The sequence below is a fragment of the Sphingomonas flavida genome (genome assembly GCF_036663655.1).
Classification (GTDB): domain Bacteria; phylum Pseudomonadota; class Alphaproteobacteria; order Sphingomonadales; family Sphingomonadaceae; genus Sphingomonas.
The window spans coordinates 123777-141926 of record NZ_JAXOJH010000008.1 but is presented as its reverse complement, the minus strand read 5'-3'; the positions used below and the strand labels follow the sequence as shown (position 1 = coordinate 141926).

Here is an 18150-nt window from a genome sequence, read left to right as displayed (position 1 = left end):
GGCGCTGCGGCCGTTTCGACGGTGCAACAGAAAGGGGAGCGGCATGGCGGACGGACGAACGCAAGGGGCGGCGGGCGAGGGTGTGCTGGCGCGGATCGCCCTGCGCTTCACCGGCTGGGCCGAGCGGTGGTTCCCCGATGCCTTCATCTTCGTCGCCATCGCGGTCGTCGTGGTCGCGGTCGCGGCGCTGGCGAACGGAGCCTCCGCCCCGGCGGTGGCCAAGAGCTTCGGCGACGGTTTCTGGACGCTCATTCCCTTCACCATGCAGATGGCGTTCGTGACGATCGGCGGATACGTCGTCGCCACCTCCGCGCCGGTGCAGCGGCTGATCGACTGGCTGGCAAAGCGGCCGCGCAGCGCACGGGGGGCGATCGGGATGATCGCGCTGGCGACGATGCTGTCCTCGCTGCTCAGCTGGGGATTGAGCCTGATCTTCGGCGGGCTGCTGGCGCGTGCCTGTGCTCGCCGCCTTGACCTGCGCATGGATTACCGCGCGGCGGGGGCGGCGGCGTATCTGGGGCTGGGCGCGACCTGGGCGATGGGGCTCTCCTCGTCGGCGGCGCAGTTGCAGGCGAACCCGGCCAGCCTGCCACCTGCGCTGCTGCCCATCACCGGCGTCATCCCGTTCAGCCAGACGATCTTCCTGTGGCAGTCGATGCTGATCGCGGGCGTGCTGGTCGTCCTGTCGACCGTCATCGCCATGGCCTCCGCCCCCGGTCGCGAGGCCGCCGTCACGGCGCAGGACATGGGCATCGACCCGGCGCGCGAGGACGACGCCCTGCCACCGCGCACCCAGCCGGGCGAATGGCTGGAACATGCGCCGCTCGTCACCGTCCTGATCGGCCTGCTGGCGGCGGGCTGGCTGGTGCAGGAGTTCGCGGGGGCGGACTGGATGGTCGCCATCTCCAACCTGAACACCTACAACTTCCTGTTCCTGATGGCGGGACTGGTGCTGCATTGGCGGCCCAAGCGCTTCCTGATCGCGCTGTCCCGTGCGGTCCCGGCGACGGCGGGTATCCTGATCCAATATCCCTTCTACGCCGCCATCGCCGCGATGCTGACGGGCGCGAAGAACGGGGCGGGTATCGGGGTCGCGGACCAGATCGCCCACGCCTTCGTCGCGCTCAACACGGCGGCCACCTTTCCGCTGACCATGGGTGCCTATTCGGCGATCCTGGGCTTTTTCGTGCCGTCGGGCGGCGGCAAGTGGCTGCTCGAGGCACCCTATGTGATGCAGGCGGCCAACGAGCTGCACGTCCATCTCGGCTGGGCGGTGCAGATCTATAACGCGGCGGAGGCGCTGCCCAATCTCATCAACCCCTTCTGGATGTTGCCTTTGCTCGGCATATTGGGACTGAAGGCGCGCGATATCGTGGGGTTCAGCTTTCTTCAGCTGCTGGTCCATCTGCCGGTCGTGCTGTTCCTGCTCTGGGCGCTGTCCTTCACATTGCCTTATCAGCCGCCGGTCCTGCCGTGACCGCGGCTGATGACCCGAGTGTCACATTGGTGTAACAGCGTTTTGCTTGACGGAGGGGCCGCGACTGGTCAGGGGGGCGACGTTCGTGCCAACCTGGGTCCATGACCATTTCGCGGTCCGGCGTTTCGCCGTGGCCCGATCGGCCATGGGTAAAGACCACGCACGGTTTCGGATCACTATCGGGGTTACCGACTGATGTTCGCCTGGTTCCAACGCCTCCTGCCGAAGACGGGGAATTTCTTCGAGCTGTTCGAGGCGCAAGCCGCCACCATCCTGGCGGGGGCGGAAGCCACCGTCCGTCTTTTCGACGCCAAGGGCCACACCGCCGACGAGATCGCGGTCGTCGCCGCGCGCGAGCATGACGCCGACGAGATCACGCGCCAAGTGCTGACCTCGGTGCGTTCGACCTTTCTGACGCCGTTCGACCGCGCCTCGATCACCTCGCTGATCGGTTCGATGGACGACACCATCGACGAGATGCACGCCGCCGCCACCGCGATCGGCCTGTACCGCCTGACCAGCTTCGCGCCCGAAATGCGCGAGATGGCGGCCGTCGCGGTCGAGGCGGCCCGGCTGACCGTCGAGGCGATGCCGCTGATGCGCGACGTCGCGCGCAACGGCGACCGCCTCCACGCGCTGACCGAGGAACTGGTCCGCCTGGAGGGCCGCGCCGACGAGATGCACGCGGCGGGCCTGAAGCGCACGCTGGACGAATGCGGCGAGCGCGACACGCTGCGCTTCGTCATCGAAAAGGAAGTGTACAAGCATCTGGAGCGCATCCTCGACGCGTTCGAGGATGTCGCCGACGAGATCGACGGCATCGTCATCGACCACGCCTGAGGCGAGGGACATGCACGAACTCGCCTTTCCGTTGCTGGCCGGCCTGATCCTGGTCGCGCTGGCGTTCGATTATCTCAACGGCCTGCATGACGCGGCCAACTCGATCGCCACGGTGGTCGCGACCCGGCTGTTGTCGCCGGTCGCCGCCGTGGGTTTTGCCGCCTTCTTCAACTTCGCGGCCTATTTCCTGACCGTCGCCTTCCCCAGCCTGCACAAGGTGGCGGAGACGGTCGGCAAGGGCCTGATCGCCCAGGACGTGGTGACGCCCGCCGTCATCTTCGGCGCACTGGGCGGGGCGATGGCGTGGAACGTCATCACCTGGCTACGTGGCATTCCGTCCTCGTCCAGCCATGCGCTGGTCGGCGGCCTGATCGGCGCCGGTGTCGCCCATGCGGGCATGGGTGCGGTGCAGTGGGCGGGCCTCAACAAGACGCTGCTCGCCATCGTCCTGTCGCCGCTGCTGGGCATGATGCTGGCGATGCTGGTCATGCTGCTGAGCAGCTGGGCGCTGCGCCGCTCGACGGCGGGGCAGGCGGAGCGCAGCTTCCGCGCGCTGCACCTCGTCTCCTCGGCAGCCTATTCGCTCAGTCACGGGCTGAACGATGCGCAGAAGACGATGGGGATCATCACGGTCCTCCTCTATTCGACCGGCCGCCTTACGGGGCCGTTCGAGGTGCCGCACTGGGTCGCCATCTCCTGCTATGTCGCCATGGCGCTGGGCACGATGACCGGCGGCTGGAAGATCATCGAGACGATGGGCAGCCGCATCACCAAGCTGTCGCAGCATCAGGGGTTCAGCGCCTCGACCGCGGGTTCGATCGTGATCTTCTGCGCCTCGGCGCTGGGGATTCCGGTGTCGACCACGCACACCATCACCGGCTCGATCATCGGCGCGGGCGTGGCGCGGCGGGCCTCGGCGGTGCGATGGGGCGTGGCGGGCAATGTGGTGATCGCCTGGATCATCACCATCCCGGCCTCCGCGGCGATGGGGGCAGGCTTCTACCTGCTGACCAAGCTGTTCTGAAAAAGGGGGGAGGCGAGGGCCTCCCCTTTTTCGTTGGGGGGCAAATCCTGTTCTCCGTTCAGCCTGAGCGTAGTCGAAGGCCAAGGGATTCGGTTCGCGCAGAGGCGCGGAGGACGCAGAGGTGGCGTAGCCCGATATCAATATTTTCGGCACCCCGGCGAAGGCCGGGGCCCAGTTGCGGTGCGCCGTCGATAGCGGGTTGCCCTGGCCTCCCTTGCACCGGCGCGGCGCGCCTTCAGGTGCCTGGCACCTGGGCCCTGGCCTTCGCCGGGGAAGAGTGCAATATCTGGAGGAGGCGTCGCTGCGAAGAACGGCATCTCCGCGTTCTCTGCGCCTCCGCGCGAACCCCTAACCTTCGCGCAGGCGGAACGGGGAGGGGGTGAGCGGTGTCAGCCCATCCCCCACACCCTCACGACCCCGTAACCGGCCCTCCGGCCGCCTGGAACAGGGCGACCGTGTCGGTCATCCGTGCCGCCTTGGCCTGGATCAGCTGCGACCGCGCCTGCGCGTCGGTGGCGGTCGCATTCAGCAGTTGCAGCGTCCCGACATCCCCCAGCGCCAGTTGTCGCCGGGCAAAGGTCAGGGCCTGGCCCGCCGCGTTGCTAGCCCGCTGTGCGGCATCCAGCGCCTGCGCGTCGGTCGACAGCCCGGTCAGCGAGTCCGCGACATTGCCGAACGCCTGAAGCACCGCCTGGCGATATTGCGCCTTGGCCCCGTCCAGCGCCGCTTCCGCCGCCTTTTGCTGGTGACGCAGCGCGTTGGCGTGGAACAGCGGCTGGGTGATGCCACCCAACAGCGCCCAGAAGGGATTGCCGCTCTTGAACATGTCGCCGAAATTCTGTGCCGAGCCACCGGCATTGGCCGATAGCTGGATACTGGGCAGGCGCGCGGCGATGGCGGTACCGACATCGGCACCGGCACCCTGCAACTGCGCTTCGGCGGCCAGCACGTCGGGGCGGCGATGGACCAGCTCGGACGGCACGATCGCGGGCAGTTCGGTCGGCAGGCTCAACTGCGCCAGTTCGGGCAGCGGCGGCAGTGCCGACCCCGCCGGACGCCCGATCAGCGTCGCGATGATGGTGCGCTGGGCGGCTTCGGCGCGGATCAGCGGGGGCAGCGCGCCCTCGGCGGTGGCGAGCGCCGCCTGTTGTTGCGCCACGTCGGACGCGCCGACCGCACCCAGCCGCTGCCGCTGTTGCAACGCGGCCAGGATGTCGCGATTGACGCTCACGGCCGTCTGCGCGGCGGCGACCTGTTCGGCGAGGCTCGCCCGCTCGATCAGCGCGGTGACGAGGTTCGCCGCCACCGTCATCCGTGCCGCGTCCAGCTGATGCCGCTCGACCTTGGCACGCGCGACGGCGGAGTGGACCTGCGCCCGGTTCCCGCCGAAGGCATCGACGTCATAGGACACGCTGACCTGCGCGGTGTGCAGCGTGTAGAGCTGTTGGTTCTGGTCTGCGACCGCCGGGGACAGGGCGTTGGACACGCGGGTCCGCTGCGCCTGATAGTTCAGCCCGCCTTGCGGGAACAGCAGCGTGCCGCGCGTCGCGCGCGCCTGTTCCCGCGCCTGCCGAAGCGAGGCCTCGGCCACGCCCACGTCATTGTTGTGCGCCAGCGCCTCGGCGACCAGCGCGTCGAGCTGGGCATTGCCGAACGCGTGCCACCATTCGGGTGCGATGGTGGCGGACACCGTCTGGGCCGGGCCGCTCGCCGGGGCGATCACCGGCGCAGGAGCCATGGGCGGCAGGCTGGCATGTGCATCCAGGTCATGCGGGCCGACCGCGCAACCCGAGATACTGGCCGAAACACACGCGAGCAGCGGCAGGGTCAGGAAACGCTTCATGCCGGAACCCCGGATTCAGGAGTGGTGGTATCGTCCTGGTCGTCGACCATCGGATCATGCTTCTTCTTGCGCTGCGACAGCGGCAGGCGCGTCGAATAGCGGCTGATCAGCACCGGCAGGACCAAGAGGATCAGCACCGGGGCCAGCGTCATGCCGCCGACCACCACAAGGGCGAGCGGCTTCTGCACCTGGCTGCCGATCCCGTGCGACAGGGCGGCGGGCAGCAGGCCGATGGCGGCGACGAGGCAGGTCATGACCACGGGGCGCAGGCTGTTCTTGACGGTGGTGGCCAGCGCATTCTCGCGCGGCGCACCCTCGTCGATGGCGTTGTTGAAGGTGGTGACGACGAGGATGCCGTCCATCACCGCGATGCCGAACAGCGCCACGAAGCCGATCGCCGCCGAGATGCTGAACGCCGTGCCGGTCAGGGCAAGGGCCAGCACGCCGCCCACGATCGCCATCGGGATCGCGGAGAAGGCGAGCAGGCTGTCACGCATCGAGCCGAAATTGGCGTAGAGCAGCAGCAGGATGAGCACGAGGCTGATCGGCACCACGATCTCCAGCCGGGCGATCGCGTTCTTCAGATTGTCGAGCTCGCCCGCCCATTCCAGGTGATAGCCCGGCGGCAGGTGGACATTCTGGTTGATCCGCGCCCGCGCCTCCTCGACCGCGCCGCCCAGGTCGCGGCCACGCACCGAGAATTTGATCGGGACGTAGCGCTCCTGATGCTCGCGATAGATGAACGAGGCACCGCTGGTCAGCTTGACGTTCGCCACCTCGGACAGCGGCACCTGGATCGTGCCGTTGCCGTCGGGCGAGGGCGCGCCGATCGTGATGTTACGCACCGATTCCAGCGAGTCGCGCTGGGCGGGCTTCAACCGCACGATGATCGGGAAGTGGCGGTCGGTGCCGGGCTCGTAGAGGTCGGCGGTCGACTGGCCACCGATGGCGGCGGCCACCGTCTGGTTGATGTCGTCGGGCGTCAGGCCGTAGCGGGCGGCCTTGGCACGGTCGACGTCGATGCGCACGGTCGGCTGGCCCAGAATCTCGAACACGCCGAGATCCTCGATGCCCTTCACCTTGGCCATCTGCGCCTTGATCTGGTTGGCCAGCTTTTCCAGCGTGACGAGATCGGGGCCGAACAGCTTGATCGAATTGGCACCCTTCACGCCCGAGGCGGCTTCCTCGACGTTATCCTCGATGATCTGCGAGAAGGAGAAGTCGACGCCGGGATATTTCTTCTGGAGCCGGGTCGACAACTCGTCGATCAGCTTCTCCTTGGTCATGCCCGATGGCCAGGTGTCGAAGGGCTTCAGCGGCACGAAGAACTCGACGTTGAAGAAGCCGGTCGCATCGGTGCCGTCGTCCGGGCGGCCATGGGCGGACAGGACCGCCGTGGTTTCCGGATAGGACGCGATGATCTTGCGCACCTCGTTGGTCACCTTCTCGCCCGCCTCCAGGCTGATTGAGGAGGGGAGGGTGGCGCGGATGTACATGTTTCCTTCTTCGAGGTGCGGCAGGAACTCGATGCCGAGCGAGCGCACGCCGACCACCGCCAGACCCATCATCAGCACCGCGCCGCCGATCGTCACGATCTTGTTGCGCAGCGCAAAGGATGCGGCGGGCTCGTAGAGACGGCGCAGGCGGCCGACGATGAACGTCTCGGTCTCGGCCAGCTTGTCGGGCAGCAGCAGCGTCGAGAGCACCGGCGCGACGGTGAAGGTCGCCAGCAGGCCGCCGCTGATCGCATAGGCATAGGTCTTGGCCATCGGGCCGAAGATATGGCCTTCCACCCCGGTCAGGGTGAACAGCGGCAGGAAGCTGGCGATGATGATCGCGGCGGCGAAGAAGATGCCGCGGCTGACCTCGGACGAGGCGCCCAGCACCGCGCCGAAGCGGCTGGCCATGGTGTAGTTGCCCTTGCCGCTTTCGACGGCGGCGGAGCGTTCGACCATGTGGCGGAAGATATTCTCCACCATGATGACGCAGGCATCGACCACCAGGCCGAAGTCCAGCGCACCGACCGACAACAGGTTCGCACTCTCCCCCTGCAATACCAGGATCAGGATCGCGAAGGCCAGCGCGAACGGGATGGTCGCCGCCACGATGATCGCCGAGCGAAGATTGCCGAGGAACAGCCACTGCAACGCGAAGATCAGGAGGATGCCGACCACCATGTTTTCCATGACGGTGTGGATGGTCAGGTTGATCAGGTCGGAGCGGTCGTAGATCCGCTCCAGATGCACGCCCGGGGGCAGCACGCCGCTGTCGTTGATGTTGGCGACCTCGGCCTGGACGGCCTTGATCGTCGGCATCGACTGGGCGCCGCGCTGCATCAGGACGATGCCCTGCACGATGTCGTCGTCGTTATTGTAACCGGCGATGCCCATGCGCGGCGCGTTGCCGACCTTCACGGTCGCCACGTCCTTGATCAGCACGGGCGCGCCGCCCGCCTCGCCGACCAGCACGTTCTGGATCGCGTCGGGCGACTGGATCAGGCCGATGCCGCGCACGATCGCGGCCTGTTCGCCGAAGTTGATCGTCTGGCCGCCGACATTGCCGTCGCTCTTCGACAGTGCCGCCAGCACCTGCGCCACGGTCATGCCATGCGCGTTCAGCCGGTTCTGGTCGATCACCACGTCATAGGCGCGCAGCTTGCCGCCCCAGCCGGTCACGTCGATGACGCCCGGAATCCGCTTGAACCGGCGCTGGAGCACCCAGTCCTGCAGCGTCTTCAGGTCCATCACCGAATAGCCCTTGGGCGCGACGATGCGGTAGCGATAGATCTCGCCCACCGGCGAGGTCGGCGACAGCGTCGGCTGCGCGCCACCGGCCAGCGGCGGCAGCTGCGACAGGCGGTTGATGACCTGCTGGCGCGCCTGTTCGTTGGTATAGTCGTAGGTGAACTGGATCTTGATGTCCGACAGGCCGAACAGGCTGATCGCGCGGATCGCGGTCAGGTGCGGGATGCCCGCCATCTGGACCTCGATCGGGATGGTGACGTTGCGCTCCATCTCCTCGGCCGACAGGCCTTGGGTCTGGGTGATGACCTCGACCATCGGCGGGACGGGGTCGGGATAGGCTTCGATGTTGAGGTTGATAAAGCCGATGACGCCAGCGACGATCATCGAAAAGAACAGGCCGACGATCAGCAGTCGCTGACGCAGCGCAAAGTCGACGATGCGGTTCATTATTCGCCGATCCCCGCTTCGTTGACGAACAGCGCGCCCGAGGTGACGATCTTCTCGCCCGGCTTCAGGCCCTGGGTGATGGTGACCAGGCCGTTCGCGGAATCGCCGGTCTGCACGTCGCGCGCGACCAGCAGGCCGTCGGGGCGCATGATCCAGACGCGCGCGGTGTCGCCTTCATGGATGACGGCGGCGGCGGGGACGCGGATCGCCTCGCCCGCATTGCGGTGCTGGATCGCGAAGCTGGCGAACATCTGCGGCTTCAGCGCCTTGTCGGGGTTGGGGATCGAGGCGCGGACCGGCAGGCGGTGGGTCTGCGGGTCGAGCGCCGCGCCGACCAGGTCGATGGTGGCGTGGAAGATACGGCCGGGCAGCGCGGGCGTCGTCACCTCGACGGGGTCGCCGACGCGGACATTCTCGGCATCGCTCTCGGCCACCTGCGCGACCAGCCAGACGCGCGAGGGGTCGGTGATGGTCATGACCGGCTTGTCGCCGCCCTGCGAGACATATTGGCCGGGCGCGACGTCGCGCGAGGCGACGACGCCGCTGATCGGCGCGTGCAGCGTGGTGATGTCGTGGATGCCGGCGACCTCGCCGACATTCTCCAGCCGGTTGATCTCACCCTGCGACTTGCCGAGGATCGCCAGCTTGTCGCGCGCCGCGCCCAGCGAGGCGGCGGCGGTGCGGGCGGTCGCCTGCGCGGCGGCCAGATCGGCACGGGCCTGCTGATAGTCCTTCAGCGCGCCGCCCGCGGTCTGGTAGATCTGCTGCTGGCGATCGGCATTGCGCTGCGCCGCGACCAGCTGTGCCTGCGCATTCTGGTACGCGGCACGCGCGGCGAACAGGCCGGAGCGCGCATCGACGAAGTCGGTCGTCTTGATCAGCAGCAGCGGCTGGCCCTGGCGCACGACTTGGCCCGCATCGGCGAGCACGCGCACGACCTGGCCCGCATAGGGCATCAGCACCGGGGTCGAGCGCGATCCGTCGGCGGTGATCGCGCCGGTCGCCATCGTCTGGTCACCCGATGCGCCCAACCCGACGCGCACCGTGGGCATCGCCGCCAGCTGGTCCTTCGACAGGCGCAGCGTGCCCGCCGGTGGCGGCGGCGGTGGCACGTCTTCCTTGTGGGTCAGCTTGCCGATGACGGAGATCAGGACCAGCACGCCGATCAGGACGGCGGCGGCGATCCCGACCCAGCGCCATTGCTGTGCCGATGACAGACGACGGGTTTCGGGTAGCGTTTCGTCGGCGGGGTTGGCGTGCATCGGCTTCTTTCGGCGCGAAGGACTGGGAATTGCGCCGGGCGATAGGAGGTATGCCCTGACGCACCGCTTACGGAAATCTTACGAGACGTTCATGTTGATCCGCCCCGAAGCGAGGGCGACGGCCCATTTGCCGATGCGACGAGTGGATGACCGGCCTGTCACATGCCCGGAACGAAACCCACCATTCGTCGTTGAATCCTCACGGTTCAACAGATCACGGGGGGAATGTTCCATGGCCACTCACATGCCGCCGCCACGGATTTCGGACATGCCGCGCGAGCAGCGGCTGGACGCGCTGTATCGTCGCGCTGCCGAGGACCGGGCACGCTACATCGCGATGCGCACGCGCCGCCCCGGTTTGGTCGAACGGTTGATCAACCTGTTTTGAAATAGACGCTTTTTGGCGCGTGCGTTTATGAACGCGCGCGTCGTATCCGTGGCATCATGGTGCGCGACGTCGCTGTACGGCGACGGCCGATGCGGAACCGCTTGTCGCGCCGCAGGTCGCTGTTACCCAGCGCGATCATGATGATGACCAGCGATGACAGCGCGGATATGGTCAGCCAGATTTCCACCAGAGCGCCTGCCATCCGTTCCCCCATTTCGCGCCGACCCAACGCTCCGGTCCGCCATGTGATCCTTTCGCGCGATCTTTATTCTCACCAGACTGACACGGCATCGGCCCACAGGATCGGGTGGTCAGCACGCCTGTGCGGCTGATAAGGATGGGCGATGATCCGCTCCGACCGACGCACCTGGACGCTGGCGACGGGCCTGGCCCTGTTGGCGGGCTATGTCGACGCGATCGGCTTCCAGCATCTCGGCGGGTATTTTGTGTCGTTCATGAGCGGCAACGGCACGATGCTGGCGGTCCGGCTGGCATCGTCGCACGGTAGGACGGGGTGGGGAGGCGTCGGCATCCTGGCCGGATTGCTGGCACTGTTCGTGCTGGGTGTCCTGCTCGGCACGCTGATCCGGCTGTTCCTGGCGCGCGTCGGTCAGGCGGCGGTGTTGCTGTTCGTCGCGTTCCTGCTGGGCGGCGTTGCGGTGTGGGGCAACTGGACCGCGCCCGCCATGGTCGTGGCGATGGGAGCGATCAACGCGACGTTCGAACGCAATGGCGAGGTCAGCATCGGCGTCACCTACATGACCGGTACGCTGGTCAAGCTGGGGCAGCATCTGGCGCACATGATCGCGGGGCGACGGCGCTGGGACTGGGTGCCGTATCTGTTGCTCTGGACCGGCTTTCTGGTCGGCGCGGCGCTGGGTGCGCTGGTCTTCCCGCGATGGGGAACGGACGCTCTGCTTGCGGCGGCGGTGGCGGCGTTGGTCGCGGCGGGCATCACCTGGCACCGCCGTCCGACGGTCTGACCTACCAACCGGGCGGGCCCCCGCGCTTTTTAAGCGGCCCGACTTGGATTTCACTCACGAGCAATATAATTACAAGCGCAAGAGTCGGGCATCAGACCCGGGACAGGAGAGCATATGCGCGTGATCGACCATCTGGTTGCCGGCGGACAGACCGCAACCGACGCCGCCGGAACCCGTAAGGGTGACGTCTTCGACCCCAATAGCGGCCAGGTGCAGGCCCGCGTGATGCTGGGCGATGCCGCGCTCCTGGAACGCGCCGTCGCCGCCGCGCAAGCCGCTCAGCCCGGCTGGGCCGCGACCAATCCACAGCGCCGGGCGCGCGTGATGTTCCGCTTCAAGGAACTGGTCGAGCAGAACATGGATGCGCTGGCGCATCTGCTGTCCTCCGAACATGGCAAGGTGATCGCCGACTCGCGTGGCGACATCCAGCGCGGGCTGGAGGTGATCGAGTTCGCCTGCGGCATCCCGCACGTATTGAAGGGCGAGTATACGCAAGGAGCCGGGCCCGGCATCGACGTCTATTCGATGCGCATGCCGCTGGGCATCGGGGCGGGGATCACGCCGTTCAACTTTCCCGCGATGATCCCGATGTGGATGTTCGGCGTCGCCATCGCCTGCGGCAACGCCTTCATCCTGAAACCGTCCGAGCGTGATCCGTCGGTCCCCGTCCGCCTGGCCGAGCTGATGCGCGAGGCGGGCGCGCCCGAGGGCATCCTGCAGGTCGTGCATGGCGACAAGGCGATGGTCGATGCCATCCTGGACCATCCGGCGATCAGCGCGGTCAGCTTCGTCGGTTCGTCCGACATCGCCCATTACGTCTATCGGCGCGGGGTTGAGGCGGGCAAGCGCGTCCAGGCGATGGGCGGGGCCAAGAACCACGGCATCGTCATGCCCGACGCCGATCTGGACCAGGTCGTCGCCGACCTGTCGGGCGCGGCCTTCGGCTCGGCGGGCGAGCGCTGCATGGCGCTGCCGGTCGTCGTGCCGGTCGGCGACAAGACGGCCGATGCGCTGCGGGAAAAGCTGATCCCCGCGATGGACGCGCTGCGTGTCGGCGTCTCGACCGATGCGCAGGCGCATTACGGGCCGGTGGTGAACGCCGCGCATAAACGCCGCGTGGAGGACTGGATCCAGACGGGCGTCGACGAGGGCGCGGAACTGGTCGTCGACGGTCGCGGCTTCCAGTTGCAGGGCTATGAGGAAGGTTTCTTCATCGGGCCGTCGCTGTTCGACCGCGTGACGCCCGCCATGCAGAGCTACAAGGAGGAAATCTTCGGCCCCGTGCTCCAGATCGTCCGCGCCCCCGATTTCGAGACGGCGGTGCGCCTGCCCAGCGAGCATCAGTACGGCAACGGCGTCGCCATCTTTACCCGCAACGGTCACGCCGCGCGGGAATTCGCGGCACGGGTCGAGGTCGGCATGGTCGGCATCAACGTGCCGATCCCGGTGCCGGTGGCGTATCACAGCTTCGGCGGCTGGAAACGGTCGGCCTTTGGCGACGTGAACCAGCACGGCATGGAGGGCGTCCGCTTCTGGACCAAGGTGAAGACGGTGACGCAGCGCTGGCCGGACGGCTCGCCCGATGGCGGCAACGCCTTCGTGATCCCGACGATGGCCTGAAGCTAGGCACGCCCCTCCCGCAGGCGGGAGGGGATGGGGGAGGGCAGGCCGCGAGCGATGGTCTCGGTGAGACTCCTTTCCCTCCCCAGACCCCTCCCGCCTGCGGGAGGGGCTTAAGAGATGGAGGCAAGATGACCCAATTCGACCTCACCGACGAACAGCGCGAAATCCAGGAACTGGCGCGCCGGTTCACCGCCGACCGCATCACCCCCTTCGCAGGCGAATGGGACGAGAAGCACATCTTCCCCCGCGACACGATCAAGGCCGCGGCCGACCTCGGTTTCGCCGCCATCTATGTGTCCGAGGAATCGGGCGGCATCGCGCTCGGGCGGCTGGAGGCGGCGCTGATCATGGAGGCGATGGCCTATGGCTGTCCCTCGACCAGCGCCTTCATCTCAATCCACAACATGGCGTCATGGATGATCGACCGCTTCGGCGATGCGGATGTGAAGGGGCGCTATCTCCCCGACCTCGTGACCATGGACCGCTTGGCAAGCTATTGCCTGACCGAGCCGGGTTCGGGCTCCGATGCCGCGGCGCTCAAGACCCGCGCGGTGCGCGACGGGGACCATTATGTCGTCTCGGGCTCGAAGCAGTTCATCTCGGGCGGCGGCGAGAACGAGGTCTATGTCACCATGGTCCGCACCGGGGAGGATGGCCCCAAGGGCATTTCCTGCCTGGTGATCGACAAGGACATGCCGGGCGTTTCCTTCGGCGCGAACGAGCGCAAGCTGGGCTGGCATTCGCAGCCGACGCGGCAGGTGATGTTCGACAATGTCCGCGTGCCCGTGGCCAACAGGCTGGGCGCGGAGGGTGAGGGCTTTCGCATCGCCATGATGGGGCTGGACGGCGGGCGGCTGAATATCGGCGCCTGCTCGCTGGGCGGGGCGCAGCGCTGCCTGGACGAATCCGTCGCCTACGTGAAGGACCGCCGCCAGTTCGGCAAGGCGATTGCCGAGTTCCAGAATACCCAGTTCACCCTGGCCGACATGGCGACCGAGCTGGAGGCGGCGCGCGCGCTGCTTTATCTCGCGGCCGCCAAGGTGACCGACAATGCCCCCGACAAGACCCGCTTCGCCGCCATGGCGAAGAGGCTGGCGACCGACACCGGATCGTCGGTGGTCGACCGCGCGCTGCAGCTGCATGGCGGATATGGCTATCTGATGGACTATCCGATCGAGCGTTTCTGGCGCGACCTGCGCGTGCATTCGATCTTGGAGGGGACGAACCAGGTGATGCGGATGATCGTCGGGCGGGATTTGCTGAAGGACTAAGCTGTTTCCCGCCACCGCAACCACCCCGGCGAAGGCCGGGGTCCAGTTGCCATCGGGCCAATGGCGCGCCACGTCATGCGCGGCACCTGGGCCCCGGCCTTCGCCGGGGTCGTAGAACAATAGAGGTAGAGGCGATGACCCAAGACCTGATCGTCACCCGCGAAGGCCCGGTCGGGCGGCTGCGGCTCAACCGACCAAAGGCGATCCACGCGCTGACCCGCGAGATGTGCGAGGGCGTTCTGGCCGCGCTGGAGGATTGGCGCGGTGACCTGGATGTCGAGGCGGTCATCATCGACCATGCCGAGGGGCGCGGCTTTTGCGCGGGCGGCGACATCCGCCTGCTGGCGGAAAGCGGTGCGGGCGATGGCGAGGCGGCGCGCGGTTTCTTCCATGCCGAGTACCGGATGAACCACCGGCTGTTCACCTATGCCAAGCCGATCGTCGCCTTCATGGACGGCATCACCATGGGCGGCGGCGTCGGCATTTCGGCCCCCGCCCGCTTCCGCGTCGCGACCGAGAATACCCGCTTCGCCATGCCCGAGACGGGGATCGGCCTGTTCCCTGATGTGGGCGGCGGCTGGTATCTCTCGCGCCTGCCCGGCCGCATGGGTGAGTTCCTCGCGCTGACCGGCCACCGGCTCGACGGGGCGGAGGCGCATGCGCTGGGACTGGCGACGCATTACCTGCCTGGCGCCGCGCTGGAGGAGGCCAAGGCCGCGATCATCGCCGCGCCGCAGGAAATCGCCGCGACGCTCGACCGGCTCGCGACGCCCGCGCCCGAGGCCAGGATCATGGCGCATGCCGCCGAGATCGACCGGCTGTTCGCCGCCGACACGCTGGAGGATATCATCGCCACGCTGGAGGCGGATGGCGGCGAATGGGCCGCCCGGCAACTGGCCATATTGCGCACCAAATCACCCCAGGCCTGCAAGGTATCGCTCCGCCTGCTGCGCGAGGGCAGGCGGACCATCGAATTTGCCGACGAGATGCGCCGTGAATACGGCGTCGCTGCCCATGTCGTACAGCGGCCCGACTTCGTCGAAGGCGTCCGCGCGCTGATCGTCGACAAGGACAATGCCCCCCGCTGGGACCCCGCCACGCCGGAGGGCGTGACCGATACGATGATCGACCATATCTTTGCTGCCCTTCCCGAGGGACAGGCCTGGACACCCGACGACCGCTGAAGAGGACGCCCGCATGACCGACTATAACACCCTGATCGTCGAGCGCCGCGAGGCGGTGACCCTGGTCACGCTCAACCGGCCGCAGGCGCTGAACGCGCTGAATGCCGAACTGCTGGCCGAACTGCTCGACGTGATGCGCGCCTATGATGCTGATCCGGAACAGCGCTGCGCCGTGATCACCGGCAGCCCCAAGGCGTTCGCGGCGGGCGCGGATATCAAGGAAATGCAGGAGATGGACTTTGCCGCCATGTACGGCCGCAACCATTTCACCGGCTGGGACGACTTTACCCGCACCCGGAAACCCATCATCGCGGCGGTCGCGGGCTATGCGCTGGGCGGCGGGTGCGAGCTGGCGATGATGTGCGACTTCATCCTGGCAGCCGACACGGCCAGGTTCGGCCAGCCCGAGATCAAGCTCGGCGTGACGCCGGGCATGGGCGGCTCGCAACGGCTCGCCCATGCGGTAGGCAAGGCCAAGGCGATGGAGATGTGCCTGACCGGCCGGATGATGGATGCCGAGGAAGCCGAGCGCGCCGGGCTGGTCGCCCGCATCATCCCCGCCGCCGACCTGGTCGAGGAGGCGATGAAGACCGCCGCGACGATCGCGGGCATGGCGCCGATCGCAGCCCGCGCGAACAAGGAAATGGTCAACGCCGCCTTCGACATGGGGCTGGCACAGGGCGTGCAGTTCGAGCGGCGGCTGTTCCACGGCCTGTTCGGCTCGGCCGACCAGAAGGAAGGCATGGCCGCGTTCGTCGAAAAGCGCCCGCCGGTCTGGACCAACAGCTGATGTGACCCATCCCCTCCCGCAGGCGGGAGGGGATGGGGGAGGGCACAGAGTCTCACCGAGACCATCGCTCGTGGCGCTACCCTCCCCAAACCCCTCCCGTTTACGGGAGGGGCTCAAGAAGAAAAAAGAAGACTTTAGGAGACAGCAATATGGCGCGGATCGCCTTTATCGGCCTGGGCAATATGGGCGGCGGCATGGCCGCCAATCTGGCAAAGGCGGGGCATGACGTCCGCGCCTTCGACCTGTCGGTGGATGCGCTGGCCGCGGCAAAGGCGGCGGGGTGCCTGCCCGTCGACAGCGCGGTTGCCGCGATGGACGGCGTCGAGGCGGTCGTGACGATGCTGCCCGCCGGAACCCATGTCGAGCGTGTCTATGCCGATGCGGTCTTTGCCGCCGCGCCGCCCTCCGCCATCCTGATCGACTGTTCGACCATCGACGTCGCCACCGCGCGTCGGGTGGCCGACGCGGCGCAGGCCAAGGGCATGATGGCGGTCGACGCCCCCGTCTCGGGCGGGATCGCCGCGGCCAGGGCGGGGACGCTGACCTTCATGGTCGGCGGGCCCGACCAGGCGTTCGAACGCGCCGAGCCCTTCCTGTCCGTGATGGGCCAGGCGGTAATCCATGCCGGTGGTCCCGGTGCGGGCCAGGCGGCCAAGATCTGCAACAACATGCTGCTCGGCGCGACGATGATCGCAACCTGCGAGGCGTTCGTGCTGGCCGAGAAACTGGGGCTGGACGCGCAGACCTTCTACGACATCGCCTCGGTATCGTCGGGGCAAAGCTGGTCGATGACCAAATATTGCCCGGTTCCCGGCGTCGGGCCGGAGACGCCCGCCGATCACGACTATCAGGGCGGTTTCGCGGCGGCGCTGATGCTGAAGGACCTGAAGCTGGCCATGGAGGCCGCGCGCGACGCAGGCGCGACCACGCCGATGGGCGAGAAGGCGGCGGAGCTGTACACGGTGTTCGTCGGCGAGGGGCAGCCACCGGTGGACTTCTCCGGGATCATCCGCACGCTGCGATAATCCCTTACCCCCCGTTCGGCCTGAGCGACGTGGAAGGCCGCGTTCTGCCCTCTCGACATAGGCTTGGCGGGGGGATGCCCTTGGCTTTCGACTGCGCTCGGGCCGAACGGGGCGGGGGGGCGAGATGGCCCCGGAAAAACCCAAGCCGCCTTTTCCCACCCGTCATTGCGGCCTAAAGCCTGGAGGGTGATGGATATTGCCGCCCCCCTCCGCCTGCGCGTCGATCGCGATGCACTTGTCTCCAACTGGCAGGCGCTCGACCGGTTGAGCGGACAGGCGGCGTGCGGCGCGGCGGTGAAGGCCAATGGCTATGGCTTGGGCGCAACGCTGGTCGCCGAAACGCTGGCCCAGGCGGGATGCCGCGACTTCTTCGTCGCCAACTGGGCCGAGGCGCTGGCGCTGGCACCGCTGGGCCTGTCCGTCTCGGTGCTGCACGGCCTGCGCGCCGAGGACATGGCCGCCGCAAAGGCCGGGATCGCCCGCCCCGCGCTCAGCACGCCCGAGCAGATCGTCCGCTGGAAGGAGGCGGGCGGCGGTCTCTGCGACGTCATGGTGGATACGGGGATGAACCGGCTGGGCGTGTCGGTGGTGGCGGTGGCGGAGGGGCTGCTTGACGGCCTGGAGATTGACACGCTGCTCAGCCACCTGGCCTGCGCCGATGAGGATGTCGCGATGAATGCGCGGCAACAGGCCGCCTTTGCCGCACTGGCCGGCCAAACGGCCGCTCGTCGCATGAGCCTGGCCAATTCGGCGGGGATAGGGCTGGGGGGAGCCTATCATTTCGACCTGACCCGGCCGGGGCTGGCGCTCTATGGTGGCATCCCGCGCGCTGACATGGCGACCCATCTGCGCCAGGTCGCGCATCCCGAGGCCCAGATCCTGCAACGCCGCACGGTCCGCGCCGGAGAGACGGTCGGCTACAACGCCACCTGGACCGCACCCGCCGACACGCAGGTCGCGATCATCAATCTGGGCTATGCCGACGGCTATCGTCGCGCCCTGTCGGGTCTTGGCGCGGCGGTCGTCGGGGAGCGACGGCTGCCGGTGCTGGGGCGCGTGTCGATGGACCTGACCGCGATCGACGTCTCGAAGCAACCCGACCTGGCCGAGGGCGACTGGCTGGCCATGGAGTATGACCTGGCACAGGCATCCGAGATGTCTGGCGTCTCGCAATACGAACTGCTGACCGGCCTCGCCCAGCGCTTCGCGCGGGGATAAAAAAGGGGCCCTTCCAGAAGGAAGAGCCCCG

General features: G+C 67.5%; 15 protein-coding genes. 11 read left to right on the top strand and 4 right to left on the bottom strand.

Annotated elements, in window-relative coordinates; all coding sequences use genetic code 11:
• Positions 1–43 precede the first annotated feature (43 nt).
• The 3 genes from U1703_RS11110 to U1703_RS11100 all read left to right on the top strand — a co-directional run bounded on the left by U1703_RS11110 (position 44) and on the right by U1703_RS11100 (position 3341).
• Positions 44–1477 carry a short-chain fatty acid transporter gene (locus U1703_RS11110; RefSeq protein WP_332785725.1) on the top strand — a complete coding sequence of 478 codons (1434 nt, stop codon included), beginning with the start codon at positions 44–46 and terminating at the stop codon, positions 1475–1477.
• 195 nt (positions 1478–1672) lie between these two features.
• On the top strand, positions 1673–2317 hold the full coding sequence (locus U1703_RS11105) for a DUF47 domain-containing protein (protein WP_320451629.1): 645 nt from the start codon (positions 1673–1675) through the stop codon (positions 2315–2317).
• A gap of 10 nt (positions 2318–2327) precedes the next feature.
• Positions 2328–3341 carry an inorganic phosphate transporter gene (locus U1703_RS11100; RefSeq protein WP_320451630.1) on the top strand — a complete coding sequence of 338 codons (1014 nt, stop codon included), beginning with the start codon at positions 2328–2330 and terminating at the stop codon, positions 3339–3341.
• 409 nt (positions 3342–3750) lie between these two features.
• Here the strand turns inward: U1703_RS11100 and U1703_RS11095 are convergent, their stop codons facing one another.
• From U1703_RS11095 to U1703_RS11085, 3 genes are read right to left on the bottom strand one after another with little or no spacing between them, the layout of a single operon-like run.
• On the bottom strand, positions 3751–5184 hold the full coding sequence (locus U1703_RS11095) for an efflux transporter outer membrane subunit (RefSeq protein WP_332785724.1): 1434 nt from the start codon (positions 5182–5184) through the stop codon (positions 3751–3753).
• On the bottom strand, positions 5181–8375 hold the full coding sequence (locus U1703_RS11090; RefSeq protein WP_332785723.1) for an efflux RND transporter permease subunit: 3195 nt from the start codon (positions 8373–8375) through the stop codon (positions 5181–5183). The genes U1703_RS11095 and U1703_RS11090 overlap by 4 nt, the downstream gene beginning before the upstream one ends.
• Entirely contained in the window at positions 8375–9637 is a 1263-nt protein-coding gene (locus U1703_RS11085; protein ID WP_320451633.1) for an efflux RND transporter periplasmic adaptor subunit, read from the bottom strand. Before U1703_RS11085 ends, U1703_RS11090 begins: the two co-directional genes overlap by 1 nt.
• 232 nt (positions 9638–9869) lie before the next feature.
• Here U1703_RS11085 and U1703_RS11080 point away from each other — a divergent pair, with 232 nt between their 5' ends.
• Complete coding sequence (locus U1703_RS11080) at positions 9870–10025, top strand: hypothetical protein (RefSeq protein ID WP_332785722.1); 156 nt, start codon at positions 9870–9872, stop codon at positions 10023–10025.
• 25 nt (positions 10026–10050) lie between these two features.
• On the opposite strand, the gene U1703_RS11075 is transcribed toward U1703_RS11080, so the two are convergent.
• Positions 10051–10227, bottom strand: a complete 177-nt coding sequence (locus U1703_RS11075; protein ID WP_332785721.1) for a hypothetical protein — start codon at positions 10225–10227, stop codon at positions 10051–10053.
• Positions 10228–10369: 142 nt separating this feature from the next.
• Between U1703_RS11075 and U1703_RS11070 the strand changes: the two genes are divergently transcribed.
• The 7 genes from U1703_RS11070 (at position 10370) to alr (ending at position 18119) form a co-directional block, all read left to right on the top strand.
• Positions 10370–11008, top strand: coding sequence for a YoaK family protein (locus U1703_RS11070; RefSeq protein WP_332785720.1), 639 nt, complete (start codon positions 10370–10372; stop codon positions 11006–11008).
• A 114-nt stretch (positions 11009–11122) separates the two neighbouring features.
• Entirely contained in the window at positions 11123–12628 is a 1506-nt protein-coding gene (locus U1703_RS11065; protein ID WP_332785719.1) for a CoA-acylating methylmalonate-semialdehyde dehydrogenase, read from the top strand.
• A gap of 131 nt (positions 12629–12759) precedes the next feature.
• Positions 12760–13902, top strand: coding sequence for an acyl-CoA dehydrogenase family protein (locus tag U1703_RS11060; RefSeq protein WP_320451638.1), 1143 nt, complete (start codon positions 12760–12762; stop codon positions 13900–13902).
• Between the two features lie 134 nt (positions 13903–14036).
• Positions 14037–15086 (top strand): enoyl-CoA hydratase/isomerase family protein, encoded by a 1050-nt coding sequence (locus U1703_RS11055; protein ID WP_332785718.1) that lies wholly within the window; start codon positions 14037–14039, stop codon positions 15084–15086.
• Positions 15087–15099: 13 nt separating this feature from the next.
• The gene (locus U1703_RS11050) at positions 15100–15876 is read left to right on the top strand and encodes an enoyl-CoA hydratase (RefSeq protein WP_332785717.1); all 777 of its coding nucleotides are present in this window, start codon (positions 15100–15102) and stop codon (positions 15874–15876) included.
• 32 nt (positions 15877–15908) lie between these two features.
• Complete coding sequence (gene mmsB, locus U1703_RS11045) at positions 15909–16901, top strand: 3-hydroxyisobutyrate dehydrogenase (protein WP_332785716.1); 993 nt, start codon at positions 15909–15911, stop codon at positions 16899–16901.
• A gap of 189 nt (positions 16902–17090) precedes the next feature.
• The gene (gene alr / locus U1703_RS11040) at positions 17091–18119 is read left to right on the top strand and encodes an alanine racemase (RefSeq protein ID WP_332785766.1); all 1029 of its coding nucleotides are present in this window, start codon (positions 17091–17093) and stop codon (positions 18117–18119) included.
• Positions 18120–18150: the final 31 nt, after the last annotated feature.